Source organism: Skermania sp. ID1734, assembly GCF_007489285.1.
GTDB lineage: Bacteria > Actinomycetota > Actinomycetes > Mycobacteriales > Mycobacteriaceae > ID1734.
Genome location: NZ_VLIY01000005.1, coordinates 21,440 through 36,854, shown reverse-complemented (window position 1 = coordinate 36,854; position 15,415 = coordinate 21,440). Strand labels below are relative to the sequence as shown.

Genomic DNA, 15,415 nt, shown 5'->3' with positions numbered 1-15,415 from the left:
CAAGCCGCTGGGTTCACAAACCGCGCAGCGCGACAGTTGGTCGACGACGAAGTCCCTATGGCGTGTTCAGGTCGCCTCCGTTGGCCAGGAGTGTCGAGGCGATCGAGGTCAGCGACGGTTCGAGTGCGGGCAGGGCTGAGGGTCCGTGGGTCTGCAAGCAGTCGCGGATGCGGTCGTCGATACCGCCGATCAGGAAGGCGTAGACCTCGTCGGGTAGTTGACCGGTCAGTTGACCGTGTCGTACAGCGATGTCGCGGGCGTCGCGCATCCGGTCGGCGAAGATCGCCATCATGCGCTTGCGGTAGTCGACGAGCGACGGACCGGCCATGAGAGCTTCGATGTGCAGTGCGCGGGCGATCGCGGGTTCTTTGGCGAGGAAGTCGAGGTAGGCGGCCAGAGATGCGCGGATGAGGTCACGCCATTCGAGTTGTCCCGCGGATCGGATCGCTGCGGTCAGGCGGCGCGGCACAATCTTGATGATCACCTCGAAGGAAGCGGCGAAGCATTCCTCTTTCGAATCGAACAGCTCGTAGAACGTTCGACGCGAAATCTGCGCTCGGGCAACGAGATCGGCGACCGTGACGGCGTTGTAGCCGCGCTCGGCGACGGCCTCGAGCATCGCACTGTACAGCCGGCGACGTTGGGACTCGGCGACCTCGGCGCGGGTGAGCCGGTGCGGTCCGTGCGGCAACCGTGCGCGGGCACTGGAAAGACCCATCTCGGCGGTCTCGACAGTCATCGGCGAACTCCGTTATTCGGGGCTGATCCACGCTATGGCACCGCCCACTGATTGCCATCCACAGTGACAAACGTTACTGTACCCGACTAGTTGGGTACGCGAATGTTTTCTTCAGCGAGTAAGGGGCCGGGTCATGGCTGCACATTTGTCGATTCGGATATGGCAGATGGTTGCGGCGGTGGTGGCGGCCGCGGTGACGGTCGGGATGAGCGTGACCCCGGTAGCGTCTGCGGATCCGACCGGCGGGGCCGACGGTGCGCGGTGGACCGCGACCGAGGACGGCCCGCAACAGTATCCGGGCGTCCACATCGACTGGGACGTGCCGATCACGATGAGCGACGGCACCGTGCTGAAGGCCAACGTGTACCGGCCGATGGACGCGGCGGGCCGGATCGTGCAGACCCCGCTGCCGACGATCGTGAATCTGACGCCCTACACGAAATTGGCATCGATGCTGGCCACCTCGGCGGTGTCGATCCCTGTCCTCTACGACGCGCTCGTGACATTGATGAACCGGTTCGACCTGTTCGATCTGCGGGGGACGCCACTGTCGGGCCTGGGCGAACAGATCCGGGCTCTGTCCGGCGGCGTCGGGCGGACCTTCGCCGCCGACCCTAACTTGGTCCGCAGTGGCTACACCCAGATCGTCGTTGATGTGCGCGGAACCGGATTTTCTCAGGGCGTGTGGCAGGCGTTCGGCGAGCGGGAACAACAGGACACCGTCGAGGTCGTGCAGTGGGCGTCCAAGCAGCCGTGGTCGAACGGCAGGATAGGCATGAGCGGCATCTCCTACTCCGCGATCAACCAGCTACAGGCGGCCGAGCACCATGCGCCGGGCCTACAGGCGATCTTCCCGATCGTGCCCGGCAGCGACCTCCTGCGTGACACCGTCGCACCCGGCGGTGGATTCGATGTCGGTTTCGTCCCGGCGTGGGCGGCGCTGATCAACATCGGCAAGTGGATTCCCGACCTGGCCTCGATCGCGACCGGACGGTTCGACTGGAAATGGTTGGCCGACCGGGTGGCGAGCCCGATCACCTTCATCGACACGATGTTGCAAGCCCTGACCGTCACCTCCGTCGACAACATCCCGCCCAACCTGAAGAGCTACCTGGACCCGAACGGCTACTTCCGCACCGGTCTCACCGGTCATCCCGAACGGATCACCACACCGACATTTGTGATCGGTGGCTGGCACGACATCTTCGCCAACTCCGAACCGAGAATCATCCAGGAGATTCCGCTGCCGACCAGCAGCAAGAAGCTGATCATGGGCGACTGGTACCACCTCGATGCCACCTCCGGCCTGGGCACACCCGGTGCGCCACCGCGTGTGGACGTGCTGCAGCGGGCCTGGTTCGACAAATGGCTCAAGGACATCGACAACGGCATCGACCGCTACAGCCCGGTCACCATGTGGCAGCAGGGCGGGAACTGGACCACCGCCGACCGGTTCCCACGCCCCGGTATGACCTACACCCGCCACTACCTCACAGCCGACCCGAGCGGCACCACCGGCACGGTCGCCCATGACGGCTCGCTCGGTTCGGCACCACCGACCGACCGGACGACACTCACCGCGGCGCCGGGGCTGTCCACCATCTGCTCCCGCGACGGGGTGCAGGGCACCGCAGGATTCTTCGGCCTGCAGATCATCGACGCCTGCTACAAGGACTCACGCACCGCCGAAGTCGCCGCCCTGACCTTCACCGGTAGACCCGTCGCCGCCCCGACACTGATCTCCGGCCCGGTGAACGTGCACCTCAACACCGTCCTCGACGCCACCGACGGATACTGGTCGGCTACCCTCAATGATGTTGCCCCCGACGGCAACTCGAGCGTCCTGACCAGCGGGCAACTGACCGCGTCGCTGCGCAAGGTCGACGACGGCCGCAGCCAGCGTTCCGCTGACGGTGACTACACCGCCCCGTTCCACGTGCTGACTCTCGAGGATCGCCAACCCGTCGTTCCCGGCCAGCCAACCACCCTCGACATCGCCCTGGTTCCCACCGACGCCGTGCTGCAACCCGGGCATCGTCTGCGGGTGGACATCTACGCCGCCAACTTCCCGCGCGGCATGATGATCCCGGCACTGCTCCTTGAATCCCAACTCAAACCCCAACATCTGGTGCTCGACCCACAGGCGCCCAGTTGGGTCAATCTCCCACTGAACCGGCCCCTGTGACGCGTCTGCCACCATCTCGACACCGACACCTGTGGGCTGGGCTGCTGCTGGGCGCGCCAGGCGCCGATACCGCTGCCGATCACAGCACGATCACGCGGGAAGCGTTGCGGCGGTGTCGGCATCGTCGGAAAATTCCTCACAGAACCCCGGAGACGCCGTGGATGCGCCGATTGCGGCGGTACTGTCACAAGCACATCATGCGGCACCGGCCGGCTTACAGGTCAGGACCTTCTGCCCGCAGGTCGTCGACCTTGCGCATCGCCTCCCGAAGTTCGTCGAGCCACTGCTCGGTGTGCTGGCCCACCAGTTTGACGGTCCAGGCCAACGCGTCGGCGCGGGAGCGGGCTACGCCCGCGTCGACGAGAGTGTCGAGGACCTTGCGTTCGGGCTGACGCAGCCGCGTCATCACCGGTACCGCGAGGTGAGTGAACATGACGGTCGAGTCCCCGACCCGCACACCCCAAGCGACCTTTCGGCCGTAGCGAGCCTCTGCCTCGTCGGCGATCTGCATGCGGGCCGAACGGGTGGATTCGCGGAACCGCGCGATGCGGCCAGCGGTTTTCGACTCGGAGGATTCTTCGGTTTGCGGCAGTTCGCCGGTGACGACGATTTCTTCCCGGTCGACTTCGACGTTCGCGGGTCCGGCGAACCAATCGTCCGGCAGCCGGCCGGCGAACCAGTCTGCGGCGTCGGAGGCATCGGGCACATCGGCCTGTTGCCACCCGCCCGGGCGTCCGAATCCGCGGCCGCGGGTTGCGCACATCATGGCTACTCCTCATGTTGCGTTGTAATGATGATTACAAGATTACGCACGTACAAACAGTCCGCAATACCTAACGAACCGGCGTTGCGGCATCATCGTCAGTTGTGCCGAGTCTGGTGAAGTCGCGCCGCATTCCCGTCCTGCTCGCCGCTTGCCTGTTGCTCGTTGCGCTGCTGAGTTCCTGCATCAAGAGCGAAGACCAGCCCCAGACCGTCGCCCAGCAATTCGCCGACGCGCTCAATAGCGGTGACGCCCAGCGCGCCGCGGACCTGACGACCGATCCGGCCGCTTCCCGCACCACCATCAGCCAGGCATTCGACGCGCTGACCAAGCAAACGCACTTCGCGGTCGCCCACGCCGACCCAACCGGCAAGGTCAGCTTCGCGGTGGACTGGAATCTCGGCACTCCGCAACGGAATTGGCGCTTCACCAGCACCGCACAAGCCGTGCAGAGCAGTGGCAACTGGAAAATCACCTGGGCGCCTTCGATTCTCGTGCCGCAGTTAGGTGCCGGGGACAAGCTGCGGCTCATCTCGACGTATGCCGCGCCTGCCCGGATACTCGACAACACCGGCGCGCAACTGATGACCGAACAGGTAGTGACCCTGGTCAACCTCGCACCACAGGCCAACGCGACAGCCGTTGCGGCGCTGTTGAATCCGGTGGTGCCGAGCATCACCGCGCCATCGCTTACCGGCCAACTCGCAGCCGGCAAGACCATCACCGCGGTCACCTTGCGCGAGAACGACATCGCGCCCATCGAGGCCGCGCTTCGCGCACAACCGGGAGTCACGCTCAGCAAACAACGTAGGCTGCTGACCACCGATCGCGACCTGGCCTCGCCAACTCTCAACGGTCTCGCGGATCTCTGGCAGACCCAACACCAGGCCAGCGCCGGATGGTCGGTGCAGGCCGTGCATTCCAACGGTTCGACGACGCCGCTGACCGGCCAGGATCCGAAGCCGACCCCGGACATCACCACCACCCTGAACATCGCGTCCATGAAGGCTGCCCGCGCTGCCATCGCCAAGCTGCCGCAACAGGCCGCGATCGTCGCAATCACGCCGTCGACTGGCGCCCTCGTCGCCATCGCCCAGAACGATGCCGCCGACGCACACGGGCCGATCGCCCTGACCGGCCTCTATCCGCCCGGGTCGACGTTCAAGATCGTCACCTCCACCGCGGCCCTCGAGGCCGGCAAGGTCACGCCGGACACTGTGCTGGCCTGCCCCGGCAGTGCCGACATCGAGGGGCGCACGATCCCCAACGACGACAACTTCGATCTCGGTCAGGTACCGCTGCACACCGCGTTCGCCAAGTCGTGCAACACGACGATGGCCCGACTCGCCGTCGACTTGCCCTCCGACGCACTCGCCAAGGCTGCCGGCCAACTCGGCCTCGGCTCCGACTACACCATTCCGGGCGCGACAACGGTGACCGGCAACGTGCCCGACGCGCCGACCGCGGCCGCCCGAGTGGAGGCCAGCATCGGCCAGGGGAAAGTCACCGCCTCCCCGTTCGGCATGGCGCTCGTCGCCGCCACGATCGCGCACGACTCGGTGCCGATGCCGACGTTGATCCAGGGCCAATCGACCACCGCGAAGCCACTGCCCGCGGCACTGCCGGCCGGCATCGCGCCGGAGATCCGGACGATGATGCGGGAAACGGTCACCGCGGGCACGGCCACGCAACTTCGCGACATACCCGATGTCTTGGGCAAGACGGGCACCGCCGAATCCGGCGCCGGCAATGACGCGCACGGATGGTTTGTCGGGATTCGTGGAGATCTGGCTTTTGCGGTCTTTATCGCTGATGCCGGGAGCTCGACGCCTGCCGTCTTGGCGGCCGGTGACTTTCTGCGGGCTAATCCATAGTGAATCGCCGTCGTAACCATAACGATCCGGCAAACAAGTGGTGTGACTCAGCTCGCATTTTCCGCGGCAGTTCCGAGGCTGGTGTTACCGATGGGGTGGCAGTGATCGGTCTGGAAAGCAGGCCGCGGGCAAGGAGTTCTGCGGTTCGATCGCGAAAAATGCCGGGGCACAGGCTGGTAACTCTTCGTCGAGGAGCAGATAACGGTCTCGAAATGGCTCGGCGTGTTGGTGCGCCATCCGACGTGGTCATGATTGCATCGCCCTCGTGAACGTGCTTGTTGCGATGGTGGCAAGACTGGAGAATGTCGCCGTGGGGAATCGGATGTCGCGCCGGACGAAGGCCAGGTGCGCGGTCGCGTTGGGGACCGCGACCATTCTGGCCGCCGGACTGGGCGCATGTAGTTTGATCGACCGACCGAGCGAGCCGGAAGCGCTGGTCGACAAGTTCACCGAGGCGCTCGACAGTCGTGACGTGGCCGGGGCAGCATCCCTGACCTCGTATCCGAACGCAGCGACCGCAACGATTCAGCAAATGTTCGACGGGCTGCATCCGCAATCACTCGATTACAAGGTTTCCCAGTTCATCGGTCTCGACGACCAGTCCGGTTTCTTCACCCTCAACGCCGCCTGGCACTTCGGGGAAAACAAGGACTGGTCCTACGACGTTCAGGGCAGCGTTCGCAAGCTCGCTATCGGCTGGCGCATTTCCTGGGACCCCTCGGTCGTGATGCCCGGGCTCGGCCACGGCAGCACGGTGCAGTTGGTGCGCACCGACGCGCCGCCGCCGCGGGTGCTCGACGCCACCGGCAACGTCATGATGGCCGAACAGACCATCAACGCGATCACTCTCGACCCTGCCAGAATGCCGGATCCGGCCACGTCCACGGCGGCCGTCTCCAAGGCGATCGAACCGGTGGCGCCGCTGATCACCGGTCAGTCGCTGATGCAGCAACTCGTCGTCGCCCGCGGCAAGCCGATCACGGCCGTCAGCCTGCGTGACGACGATTTCGCCATCCTCGGCCCGGAACTCGAATCGATCCCCGGCGTGGTCGTGGAAAAGCAGCCTCGCCTGATCACGACGGACCGCCGCATCGATTCGCCGATCCTCGACGGGTTGCGCAATGCGTGGCAAGCCAACCGCGACGCCACGGCGGGCTGGTCCGTGCAGATGACGCAGCCCAACGGTGCACCGCCCAGGCAGATGGCCGGTTACCAAGGTCCGCCCGGACCCGACATCGCGTCCACGCTCGATCCCAAACTGCAGTTGGCGGCCGAAGACGCCGCGGTGAGTGTGGCGACGCCGTCGGCTGTTGTCGCGATCCAGCCGTCGACCGGGGCTGTGCTGGCGGCGGCGCAGGACAATCAGGCCGACGAGATCGGACCGATCGCGTTTACCGGCCAGTATCCGATCGGATCCAATGCCGACCTGCTCAAGGCCGCGGCGGCGGTCGAAAAGGGAACCACGCCCGACAAGGTATCCGCCAGCGACATCGCTGCGGAGGGCGAAAAGCTAGGCGTCGGTGTCGACTACAAGATCCCTGGATTCAACGAAGTGACGGGAGCGGTTCCCGGCGGCGGCAAAGGCCTCACTGCGACGCACAACAATTCGCCGATGACCGTGAGCCCCTTCGGGCTGGCGATGCTGGCCGCATCGATAGCGCGTGGCGGCACCGCCGTGCCGATGATCGAAAAGGGCCGGCCGGCCAGCACCGACGCGCCCCTCGGTCCCTTGCGCGCCGACGTCACGCAGCGACTGCGCGCCATGCTCCGCGACGGGCTGTCCGCGCCCGAGTCCGAACCAGTGCGCGACTATCAGGACGTCATCGGCGTCTCGAGCGCGAGCGGCAAGGACCGCTGGTTCGTCGGGATCCGGGGCGATCTGGCATTCGCCGTCTATGTCAAGGACGCCGACAGCCGCGACCAGGCAGCGAAAGTGGTGACAAGGATGTTCCGGTCGCTGGCGCACCCTAGCGCGTAGGGAGGACCCCTACTCGCAGGGAAGGGCCAGCGTCACTAGTGAACGCCGGCCATCTGCTTGCGGATCCACGGCGAAAGAGCTGCGGTGACCGCGCCGACCGCGACCGACGCGAGGCCGATCCAGGTGAAATACGGGACCTCGTCGTGCGGGTTGTAGCGGCCGGCGAGGCTGCCGGCCATCGCGGTGCCCAGCGCCACGGAGAGGAAGAACAGGGCCACCATCTGCGTCTGAAAGGCGTTGGGCGCCAGTTTCGTCGCCAACGACAGGCCGACTGGGGAGAGCAGCAATTCCGCGAAGGTGAACAGCAACAGAATGCCGACGAGCGCGAGCAGGGGAGCACTGTTTGCGCCACCACCCGAGATCGGCAGGAATGCCAGAAACGCCAGCCCCATAATGATGTTGGCGATGGCGAACTTGATCGGTGTACTGGGCTGGCGCTCACCGAGTTTCGTCCACATCGCGGCGAAAATACCGGCAAAGACGATGATGAACACCGGGTTGATGGACTGCACCCACGACGCCGGGAACTCCCACCCGAACACATTGCGGTTCAGCCGCTGATCCGAATACTCCGCCACCGTGGTGAACTGCTGCTGATACAGCGACCAGAACGCCGCGCTGGCAATGAACGTCGGAATGAACGCGACGACGCGGCTGCGCTCCACGCCGCTCACCTGTCGGCTGGCCAGGATCACCGCGAAATACCCGACGGCGGCGACGACCGTGGCGCCGACCACCACGTTCGACAGGTTGCTCGCGGTCAGGACGCCGCTGAGGACCAGTGCCGCAATGACAATCACCGAGACCGCGGCGATCAGTACCCATCGGATTCGCTCGGCTGCCGGCAGCGGATTGGGCACGCGCGAACCGATACCGCGAAAGTATCGGCGGCCAACGGTGTACTGGATCAGCCCCAGCGCCATTCCGATTGCGGCCAAACCGAATCCGGCGTGAAAGCCGATCTTGTCCTGGGCTAGGCCGGTCAGCAGTGGGCCGACGAACGCGCCGAGGTTGATGCCCATGTAGAAGATGGAGAACCCGGCATCGCGGCGGCTGGCGAGTTCCTCGGCCGCGTGGGGATCTTCATCGTCCGGTGGGTCGTAGAGTTCGCCGACCATGGACGTCGCGTTGGCTTTCAGCCCGCCGCTGCCGACCGCGACCAGAACGAGCCCGACGCCCACGCCGGTCAGGCCGGGCAGGATGGCAAGAGCGATGTGGCCGAACATGATCAGGACCGCGCTGTAGAACAGCGTCCGCTCCGCGCCGAGCAGGCGATCGGAAATCCAGGCGCCGATGATCGTCGAAAGGTAGACGGTGCCGCCGTAGGCGCCCACGATGCTTGCTGCCGCAGACTCCGAAATGCCAAGGCCGCCTTGGGCGGCGGTGTAGTATAGGTAGTAGATGAGGATGCCCTGCATTCCGTAGAAGCTGAACCGCTCCCACATCTCGACGCCGAACAGGTTCGCCAACGCGAACGGTTGGCCGAAGAAGGTGCGCTGGCGGGGCTTTGGTGGTGCCGCGGTCTGCTCACTCATATCGGGAGCCTATTCGGGTCTGGAGAGACCGCGATCGACAACTATGTCTGTGTGGCGAGCGAAGTAGGGGCTACCGCGTCGCGGCACGCCGTCGCGCCAGAACGGTTGCCGCGATCCGCCAGCCGATCAAGAAAATCGCCAGCACGACGCCGGCAACGATGATGAAAGTCACGGCGGTGCCCTGGCCGCTGATCACGCGCAAGACCATGCCGCCGACCAGAGTTCCGGCCCAGGCCGCGATACCTACTGGCACCAGGGATGAGCCGTCGAAAGCGCCTCGCGTGGCCGCGGCGACCGCTGCCCAGCCGACGATCAATCCCGCGACGAACGGCCATGCCGTATGCACGAGTCCACCAAGTGCGTTGGCCTCCTCGTGACTGCGCCGACCGATAGCGCAGAAGATGATCACCAAGACGAGGTCGACGGCGAACGCCGGCAGTAGCTTCTTCACGCCCTTGACGGTAACCGCAAAACACCCGCACAACCTCAGTGTCGTGCGGGTGTTCACAGGTCCGGTCAGCTCTGCTTGACGACCTCGACGGCGAGCGTCAGGTTGATTTTGTCACCGATCACCACGCCGCCACCTTCCATCGGCATCTCGATGGTGATGCCGAAGTCCTTGCGGTTGACCACGGTCTTCGCTTCGAAGCCGGCAACCTCGCCGGCGCCCATGCCGGCACTGGTGCCGAGGTATTCGACCTCGAGGCTGACCGGTCGGGTCACGCCGCGGATGGTGAACTCGCCGTCGACGACGAAGTCCTCACCGTCGACGCGGAAGCCGGTGGACTTGAAAGTGGCTGTCGGGAACTCCTCGGCGCCGAAGAAGTCGTGAGTACGCAGGTGCGCGTCGCGCTGATCGTTGTCGGTGGTCACCGAGTCGACCTTGATCTCAGCCTCGGCGTGCGCGGTGCCGTCTTCACCGATGACGAGCTTGCCGGAGAAGTCGGTGAACCGGCCGCGAACCTTGCTGACCATCAGGTGCCGAACGGAAAAGCCGATCTGCGAGTGGCTGGGGTCGATCGCCCATGTGCCAGCGGTCAGAGTCGGTACGGCAGTCTTGGCGCCCATGTGGTTGCTCCTTCGATGATCTAATTGAAGTCTCAATTACAACTAGCTTAACCGGACTGCGGTCCGAATGCTTCCCCGTGGTTTCGTGATGTGCATCACAGCAGCCACTCGCGTAGCCTGTGCGTGTTTTTTCACCGCGGGCGGTGAAAAAACACGCACAGGGGATTTGGAGTCTCTAGCTGATGCCTTCGCCCCGCAGCCGCTTCGACGCCCGGCGTTCGCTTTCGCTGCGCCCAACTTCACGGCGTTCCATCTCGACGTCGAACTTCAGGTTCTCGCGTTGGTGCCGCCGGAACAGGAAGAGGAAGACGATCCACCCGACGATGGCCACGAGGATGAAACTCACGCCGCGGTAGACGAAGGCGGCGGCCACCGCCTCCGGCGCGGTCAGGCTCGCTGCCGACGTCAGGGTCGCAATCAAAGTCGCGTCGACCAGCACCAGGCCGCCCGGAGCCAACGGAATAGTGCCCACGGCCTTGCCGACCGCGAACGAAATCAGGATGCCGGACCAGGTCGGATCACCGCCGATGGCCATGCACGCCAAACCCAGACACGCCACGTCGCCGGCCCGATGCATCAACGCCCAGACCCCGGACAACGCGGCATCGGCGGCGCCGAGCTTGACGGACTCGAGCTGATCCAGCACCTCGCGGACCCGGTCCATGCCGGTTTCGGGAGCGTTCTTGCGTAGCGTGTTGTATCTGTGCAACACCCAGCGCACCGCGGATTCGATCGAGTTCGGGTGCGACGACGCATAGCGGATGGCCCAGATCAGCGCTATCACGCCGCCCAGCGACACGATCAGCGTAAACGGGCTCACCCGGCCGCCGACCACCACAGCGCCGCCCACGCCGAGCAACGCGAGTCCGGCCGCGGCGATCACGCCGGAAATGGCCAGCTGCCACGACGCAACCAGCGGGCTGGCCCCCCAGCGTCGTGTCTCGCGGTAGGTGAACGCGGTCGAAAACACCTGACCGGCGGGCAGCGTCACCGCCATGGCCGTCGACGCATAGATCACCGACACCGACCGGCGCTGGCTCACCGACACCCCGCCCGCGTGCAGCAATTGCTTCTGCATCCGGCCGTAGCCGCTCAGCGAAAAAGCCTGCGCAAAAATGCACGCGGCCACCCAGCCCCAATGAATCTCGGTTAACGCGCGCCAGGACTCGTGCAGGCGCGGCCACAGATAGACCGCTTCGCCGATCAGCAGCGCAAGCAGCGCGGCACCGGCGACCCACTTGAGCCACCAGAAACGGCCGCGTCGGCGCTGCACGCGCGCAGCCGGCGGATCCGCTCCAAGCTGTGCCACAGGCTGTAGCCTAACCAACCGCCTGCGCCCCATCCCTAATCCTGAATGGGCCAGGCCAGGTGCGTCTTGCGGCGCCGGCCCCGCAACTGCACCTCGTCACCGAGTTCCCAGTGCGCCTGTTCCTCGGCATCCGCGAAATACAGTGCGCTCGCCGACGCGAGCACCCGGCTCGGCCGGTCCTTCGCCAGCTCGGTGAGCCGCGATGCCTCGTTAACCGGATCACCGATCACGGTGTACTCGAACCGGTTGGCGGCGCCGATGTTGCCGGCAACGGCAAGCCCGGCCGAGACCCCGATGCCGATGTCGAGACCCGCGACCTTCTCCAGCTCGACCCGCAACTCCCGGCCCGCGGCCAGCGCGGCGGTCGGCGCGTCCGGGCGGTCCAGCGGCGCGCCGAAGATCGCCAGGGCCGCGTCGCCCACGAACTTGTTGACGAAGCCGTGATGGCGGTCGATCACCTCGACCACCACCCGGAAGAACTCGTTGAGCAGGCTCACCACTTCGGCCGGCGGGCGCTCGGCGGCCGCGGCGGTGGAGCCGACCATGTCGACGAACAACACTGCGACGAAGCGGGTCTCGCCGCCGAGTTCGGTGCCGAACTGCAAAGCGCGGCGCGCCACATCCTCACCGACGTGTTGGCCGAAAAGCTCCTGCAGCACCCGCCGCTCGGCCGCCTCCTCCATCATGCGGTTGAAGCCCACCTGCAGCCGGCCGATCTCGCTGCCGTCGAACACTTCGACCTGGACGTCGTCAGCGCCCTCCTGGACCCGTTCGATCGCGCGCGACAGCTGGCTGATCGGGTCGGAAATGCTCGCACTGGTGAGCATGGACAGGGCGAAGGCCTGCAGGATCACGACGCCGCACAAGAGCAGGATTGCGATGGCCAACGATCGGGAGGAGAACTGCAGGTCGGTCGAAATCTGGGTGACGCACAGCAGCACGATCGCCGAGGTCGGCGCGAGCGTGCCCAGGCCCCAGGTCATCGCCATGCGGGTGCCGACGCCCGGCGTGAGCGTCCGGTCGAACTCGGCCTCGCTCAACGCTTTTGCCGCAACCGGACGCAGAATCCGTTCGCCCAGCATGTAACTGAAGCCGAACACCACGATGGCGGCCATGCAGATCGTAATGACAACGGCCGCAGCAAGTTCGGGAGTGGCGGAGATGGTGAGCGCCGCGAACGTGGTGCCACCGATCAGCCACAGCACCAGGTGCACGATCGCTTGCCGCAGCGGCGCATGCAGCGTCGCCATCTGCTCGCGCCGGCTCGGCGGACCGCCGCGCAATTGCCATCGGACCACGGGTTTGAGCATCAGTGCGGAGCAGGCCAGGCTGATCGCGCCACCGACGCCCAGCAAGACCATGAAGGCGATCAGATTCTGGTCGCGATCCTGCACGAGCGTCGCCGATTCGGGAACCGGCAGGCCGTGCCGAATGAACGCATAAACCAGGACGGCGCCGAACCCATTGGCGGCGAGCATCGAGGTCACATAGAGCGGCCAGCGCGTGTGCAACGTCTGTCGGACGGCTTCCATGGGCGCTGACACCCCAACAATTTAACGGTACTGCGGTTCGCAGTGTCCGATGATCGGCGCGGGAGCACTAGGCTCGCGACAATGAGTACGAATCGGTCAGCTGCTGACTCGGTGCATCCGCTGGTGCGGGTCGGCGCCGAGTGGACTTGGCGCCTGTTGGTGCTGGCAGCTGGAGTGTATGTCCTGGGGCACGTGATCCTGCGCCTCTGGACGGTGATGATCCCACTGGCGCTGGCGCTGCTGGCGGCCGCGCTGCTGGTGCCGCTGGTGGATTGGCTGGACCGCCATGGGTTGCCGCGATCGCTCGCGGTGCTCGTATCGATCCTCGGATCGATCGGGGTGCTCGCCGGCATCCTCACGTTCGTGGTGCAGCAGTTCATCGACGGCCTGCCCGGGCTGACCGATCAATTCACCCACAGCATCGACCAAATCAAGGACTTTCTCACCCACGGCCCCTTGCATTTCAAGCAGGAGCAGATCGACCACGCGGGTGATTCGCTGGTGAAAACGATTCAATCCCACCAGGACTCCATCACCAGTGGCGCGATCGCGACGGCCACCACCATCGGCGAACTGTTCACCGGCGCGTTCCTGACGCTGTTCATCCTGATCTTCTTCCTCTATGGCGGCGCGCAGATCTGGGAGTTCGTCACCCGGATCTTCCCCACGTCGGCGCGGCGCCGGGTGCGGATCGCCGGACGTGCCGCCTTCCGTTCGCTGGTCGGCTTTGTGCGGGCCACGGTCGCCGTGGCCGCTGTCGACGCCATCGGTATCGGTGCCGGTCTGGCCATCCTCGGGGTGCCGCTGGCACTGCCGCTGGCTTCGCTGGTTTTCATCGGCGCATTCATCCCGATCGTCGGTGCCTTCCTGACGGGGTTCATCGCCGTGTTCATCGCGCTCATGACCAAGGGCTTCATCACCGCGCTGATCACGCTCGGCATCATTGTGGCGGTCATGCAGCTCGAAGGGCATGTGCTGCAACCGTTGTTCCTCGGCCGCGCCGTGCGAATCCATCCCCTCGCCGTGGTGTTGTCCATCACGGCCGGCATCGTCTTGGCTGGGATCGCCGGCGGTCTGCTCGCGGTGCCGCTGGTAGCGATGGCAAACACGGCGGTGCGCTCGCTGTTGGCCGAGGACCCTGAGGAGATCCTCCGCAAGCAGCAAAAGGCGGCCGCCGAACCGATGTACACGGCCGAGCCCGATAACCCAGACGAACGGGCGGGCGATCCCAACCCGGAGCCGGAGCCCGAGCCCGAGCCGGAACCGGAGAATGACAAGGCGCGCGGTGAGGTCGGCACTCGCGACTGACGGCGTCCAGGCCCCACTCTGGCGCGCCGCCGGAGTATTTCGGCTGCTCACTCTCGGCTACGCCGTCGGGTACCAGTTCGTGGCGGTGAGCAACTACACGCGGCCGCGGCTGAGTTGGCTCTTTATCGCCGTGATGGCCATCTGGTCGGGCGCCTGCGCGATGGCATTCACTCGTAACTTCCTGCCCTATCGCTATTTGGTGGCCGCGGATCAAGTGGTCGTCATCGGATTGATGATCGCCACCCGCGCGGTGGCCGAACACGACTGGTACAGCACCCATCAGACGTTCCCAACCACCTTGTGGGCGACCAATGCGGTTGTCTCCGCGGCAATTCTGGGCGGCCCGTTCGTGGGCGCATTGTCGGGAGTCGTGATAGCCGCGGTCAGCGCCGTGGTCCGAAGCCGTCTCGAGTTCGACCTGTGGGCCGACGCCACTGCGCCGATCCTGATTTCGGTGGGACTGGCGATCGGACTGGCCGCCAACACCGCGCGCCGCGCGCACAGCCAGCTCGAGCGCGCCACCCGGCTTTCCGCCGCGACCGCCGAGCGTGAGCGGCTGGCCCGGGAGGTGCACGACGGCGTCCTGCAAGTACTGGCGTATGTGCGGCGACGTGGCAATGACATTGGCGGCGCGGCCGCGGAACTGGCGGAGAAGGCAGGCGAGCAGGAGGTAGCTCTGCGGCGACTGATCTCCCAGCAGGGCACGCGCGTGGCCATGGCCGACACTGCCATCGACCTGGGTGGGCTCCTGCGTAGCCAGGCAAGTTCGGCGGTTGTGGTCTCGACCCCAGGAGAGCCTGTTCTGGTGGGCCGATGGGTGGGCGGCGAGATCGCGGCGGCAGTCGGCGCGGCGCTGGCGAATGTCGAGCTGCACGCCGGTCCCGGGGCGAAAGCCTATGTGCTGCTGGAGGATCTGGGCAGCGAGGTGATCGTGAGCGTGCGCGACGACGGGGTCGGCATGGCTCCCGGGCGGATCGCGGAGGCCCGCGGGCAGGGTCGCGTCGGTATCGCCAAGTCGATCATCGGGCGCGTCGACGCGCTCGGCGGCACGGCAACCGTGACGAGCGAACCGGGTGGGGGCACAGAATGGGAACTGCGAGTGCCCCGAACCAATACGTGAAAGG

The 15,415-nt window shown here is 65.7% G+C and carries 12 protein-coding genes; 5 read left to right on the top strand and 7 right to left on the bottom strand.

Annotation, left to right across the window (positions count from 1 at the left end):
* Nucleotides 1-55: 55 nt before the first annotated feature.
* Nucleotides 56-739 carry a TetR/AcrR family transcriptional regulator gene (locus tag FOS14_RS07535; protein WP_143769683.1) on the bottom strand — a complete coding sequence of 228 codons (684 nt, stop codon included), beginning with the start codon at nucleotides 737-739 and terminating at the stop codon, nucleotides 56-58.
* A 133-nt stretch (nucleotides 740-872) separates the two neighbouring features.
* Between FOS14_RS07535 and FOS14_RS07530 the strand changes: the two genes are divergently transcribed.
* Nucleotides 873-2,924, top strand: a complete 2,052-nt coding sequence (locus tag FOS14_RS07530) for a CocE/NonD family hydrolase (protein WP_143769682.1) — start codon at nucleotides 873-875, stop codon at nucleotides 2,922-2,924.
* 214 nt (nucleotides 2,925-3,138) lie between these two features.
* On the opposite strand, the gene FOS14_RS07525 is transcribed toward FOS14_RS07530, so the two are convergent.
* Nucleotides 3,139-3,690, bottom strand: a complete 552-nt coding sequence (locus FOS14_RS07525; RefSeq protein WP_143769681.1) for a hypothetical protein — start codon at nucleotides 3,688-3,690, stop codon at nucleotides 3,139-3,141.
* Between the two features lie 101 nt (nucleotides 3,691-3,791).
* Here FOS14_RS07525 and FOS14_RS07520 point away from each other — a divergent pair, with 101 nt between their 5' ends.
* Nucleotides 3,792-5,561, top strand: coding sequence for a penicillin-binding transpeptidase domain-containing protein (locus tag FOS14_RS07520; RefSeq protein ID WP_143769680.1), 1,770 nt, complete (start codon nucleotides 3,792-3,794; stop codon nucleotides 5,559-5,561).
* Nucleotides 5,562-5,883: 322 nt separating this feature from the next.
* Nucleotides 5,884-7,539: an NTF2-like N-terminal transpeptidase domain-containing protein gene (locus FOS14_RS07515; RefSeq protein ID WP_143769886.1), complete on the top strand. Its 1,656-nt coding sequence runs from the start codon at nucleotides 5,884-5,886 to the stop codon at nucleotides 7,537-7,539.
* A 35-nt stretch (nucleotides 7,540-7,574) separates the two neighbouring features.
* Here the strand turns inward: FOS14_RS07515 and FOS14_RS07510 are convergent, their stop codons facing one another.
* The 5 genes from FOS14_RS07510 to FOS14_RS07490 all read right to left on the bottom strand — a co-directional run bounded on the left by FOS14_RS07510 (nucleotide 7,575) and on the right by FOS14_RS07490 (nucleotide 12,983).
* Entirely contained in the window at nucleotides 7,575-9,074 is a 1,500-nt protein-coding gene (locus FOS14_RS07510; protein WP_143769679.1) for a peptide MFS transporter, read from the bottom strand.
* 70 nt (nucleotides 9,075-9,144) lie between these two features.
* The gene (locus tag FOS14_RS07505) at nucleotides 9,145-9,525 is read right to left on the bottom strand and encodes a DUF3054 domain-containing protein (RefSeq protein ID WP_143769678.1); all 381 of its coding nucleotides are present in this window, start codon (nucleotides 9,523-9,525) and stop codon (nucleotides 9,145-9,147) included.
* 65 nt (nucleotides 9,526-9,590) lie between these two features.
* Complete coding sequence (locus FOS14_RS07500) at nucleotides 9,591-10,142, bottom strand: YceI family protein (RefSeq protein WP_143769677.1); 552 nt, start codon at nucleotides 10,140-10,142, stop codon at nucleotides 9,591-9,593.
* A 175-nt stretch (nucleotides 10,143-10,317) separates the two neighbouring features.
* Nucleotides 10,318-11,451, bottom strand: a complete 1,134-nt coding sequence (locus tag FOS14_RS07495; protein ID WP_255450146.1) for a YbhN family protein — start codon at nucleotides 11,449-11,451, stop codon at nucleotides 10,318-10,320.
* A 35-nt stretch (nucleotides 11,452-11,486) separates the two neighbouring features.
* Nucleotides 11,487-12,983 carry an adenylate/guanylate cyclase domain-containing protein gene (locus FOS14_RS07490; RefSeq protein ID WP_185981663.1) on the bottom strand — a complete coding sequence of 499 codons (1,497 nt, stop codon included), beginning with the start codon at nucleotides 12,981-12,983 and terminating at the stop codon, nucleotides 11,487-11,489.
* A gap of 81 nt (nucleotides 12,984-13,064) precedes the next feature.
* Between FOS14_RS07490 and FOS14_RS07485 the strand changes: the two genes are divergently transcribed.
* Together FOS14_RS07485 and macS are read left to right on the top strand one after the other, a co-directional pair.
* Nucleotides 13,065-14,291, top strand: a complete 1,227-nt coding sequence (locus tag FOS14_RS07485; RefSeq protein ID WP_143769675.1) for an AI-2E family transporter — start codon at nucleotides 13,065-13,067, stop codon at nucleotides 14,289-14,291.
* The gene (gene macS / locus FOS14_RS07480; RefSeq protein WP_143769674.1) at nucleotides 14,254-15,411 is read left to right on the top strand and encodes a MacS family sensor histidine kinase; all 1,158 of its coding nucleotides are present in this window, start codon (nucleotides 14,254-14,256) and stop codon (nucleotides 15,409-15,411) included. The genes FOS14_RS07485 and macS overlap by 38 nt, the downstream gene beginning before the upstream one ends.
* Nucleotides 15,412-15,415: the final 4 nt, after the last annotated feature.

What these genes read in the sequence shown, in the direction of transcription:
- FOS14_RS07535 (WP_143769683.1), bottom strand. Translation starts at nt 739, where the DNA reads ATGACTGTCGAGACCGCCGAGATGGGTCTTTCCAGTGCCCGCGCACGG.
- FOS14_RS07530 (WP_143769682.1), top strand. Translation starts at nt 873, where the DNA reads ATGGCTGCACATTTGTCGATTCGGATATGGCAGATGGTTGCGGCGGTG.
- FOS14_RS07525 (WP_143769681.1), bottom strand. Translation starts at nt 3,690, where the DNA reads ATGATGTGCGCAACCCGCGGCCGCGGATTCGGACGCCCGGGCGGGTGG.
- FOS14_RS07515 (WP_143769886.1), top strand. Translation starts at nt 5,884, where the DNA reads ATGTCGCGCCGGACGAAGGCCAGGTGCGCGGTCGCGTTGGGGACCGCG.
- FOS14_RS07510 (WP_143769679.1), bottom strand. Translation starts at nt 9,074, where the DNA reads ATGAGTGAGCAGACCGCGGCACCACCAAAGCCCCGCCAGCGCACCTTC.
- FOS14_RS07500 (WP_143769677.1), bottom strand. Translation starts at nt 10,142, where the DNA reads ATGGGCGCCAAGACTGCCGTACCGACTCTGACCGCTGGCACATGGGCG.
- FOS14_RS07490 (WP_185981663.1), bottom strand. Translation starts at nt 12,983, where the DNA reads ATGGAAGCCGTCCGACAGACGTTGCACACGCGCTGGCCGCTCTATGTG.
- FOS14_RS07485 (WP_143769675.1), top strand. Translation starts at nt 13,065, where the DNA reads ATGAGTACGAATCGGTCAGCTGCTGACTCGGTGCATCCGCTGGTGCGG.
- macS (WP_143769674.1), top strand. Translation starts at nt 14,254, where the DNA reads ATGACAAGGCGCGCGGTGAGGTCGGCACTCGCGACTGACGGCGTCCAG.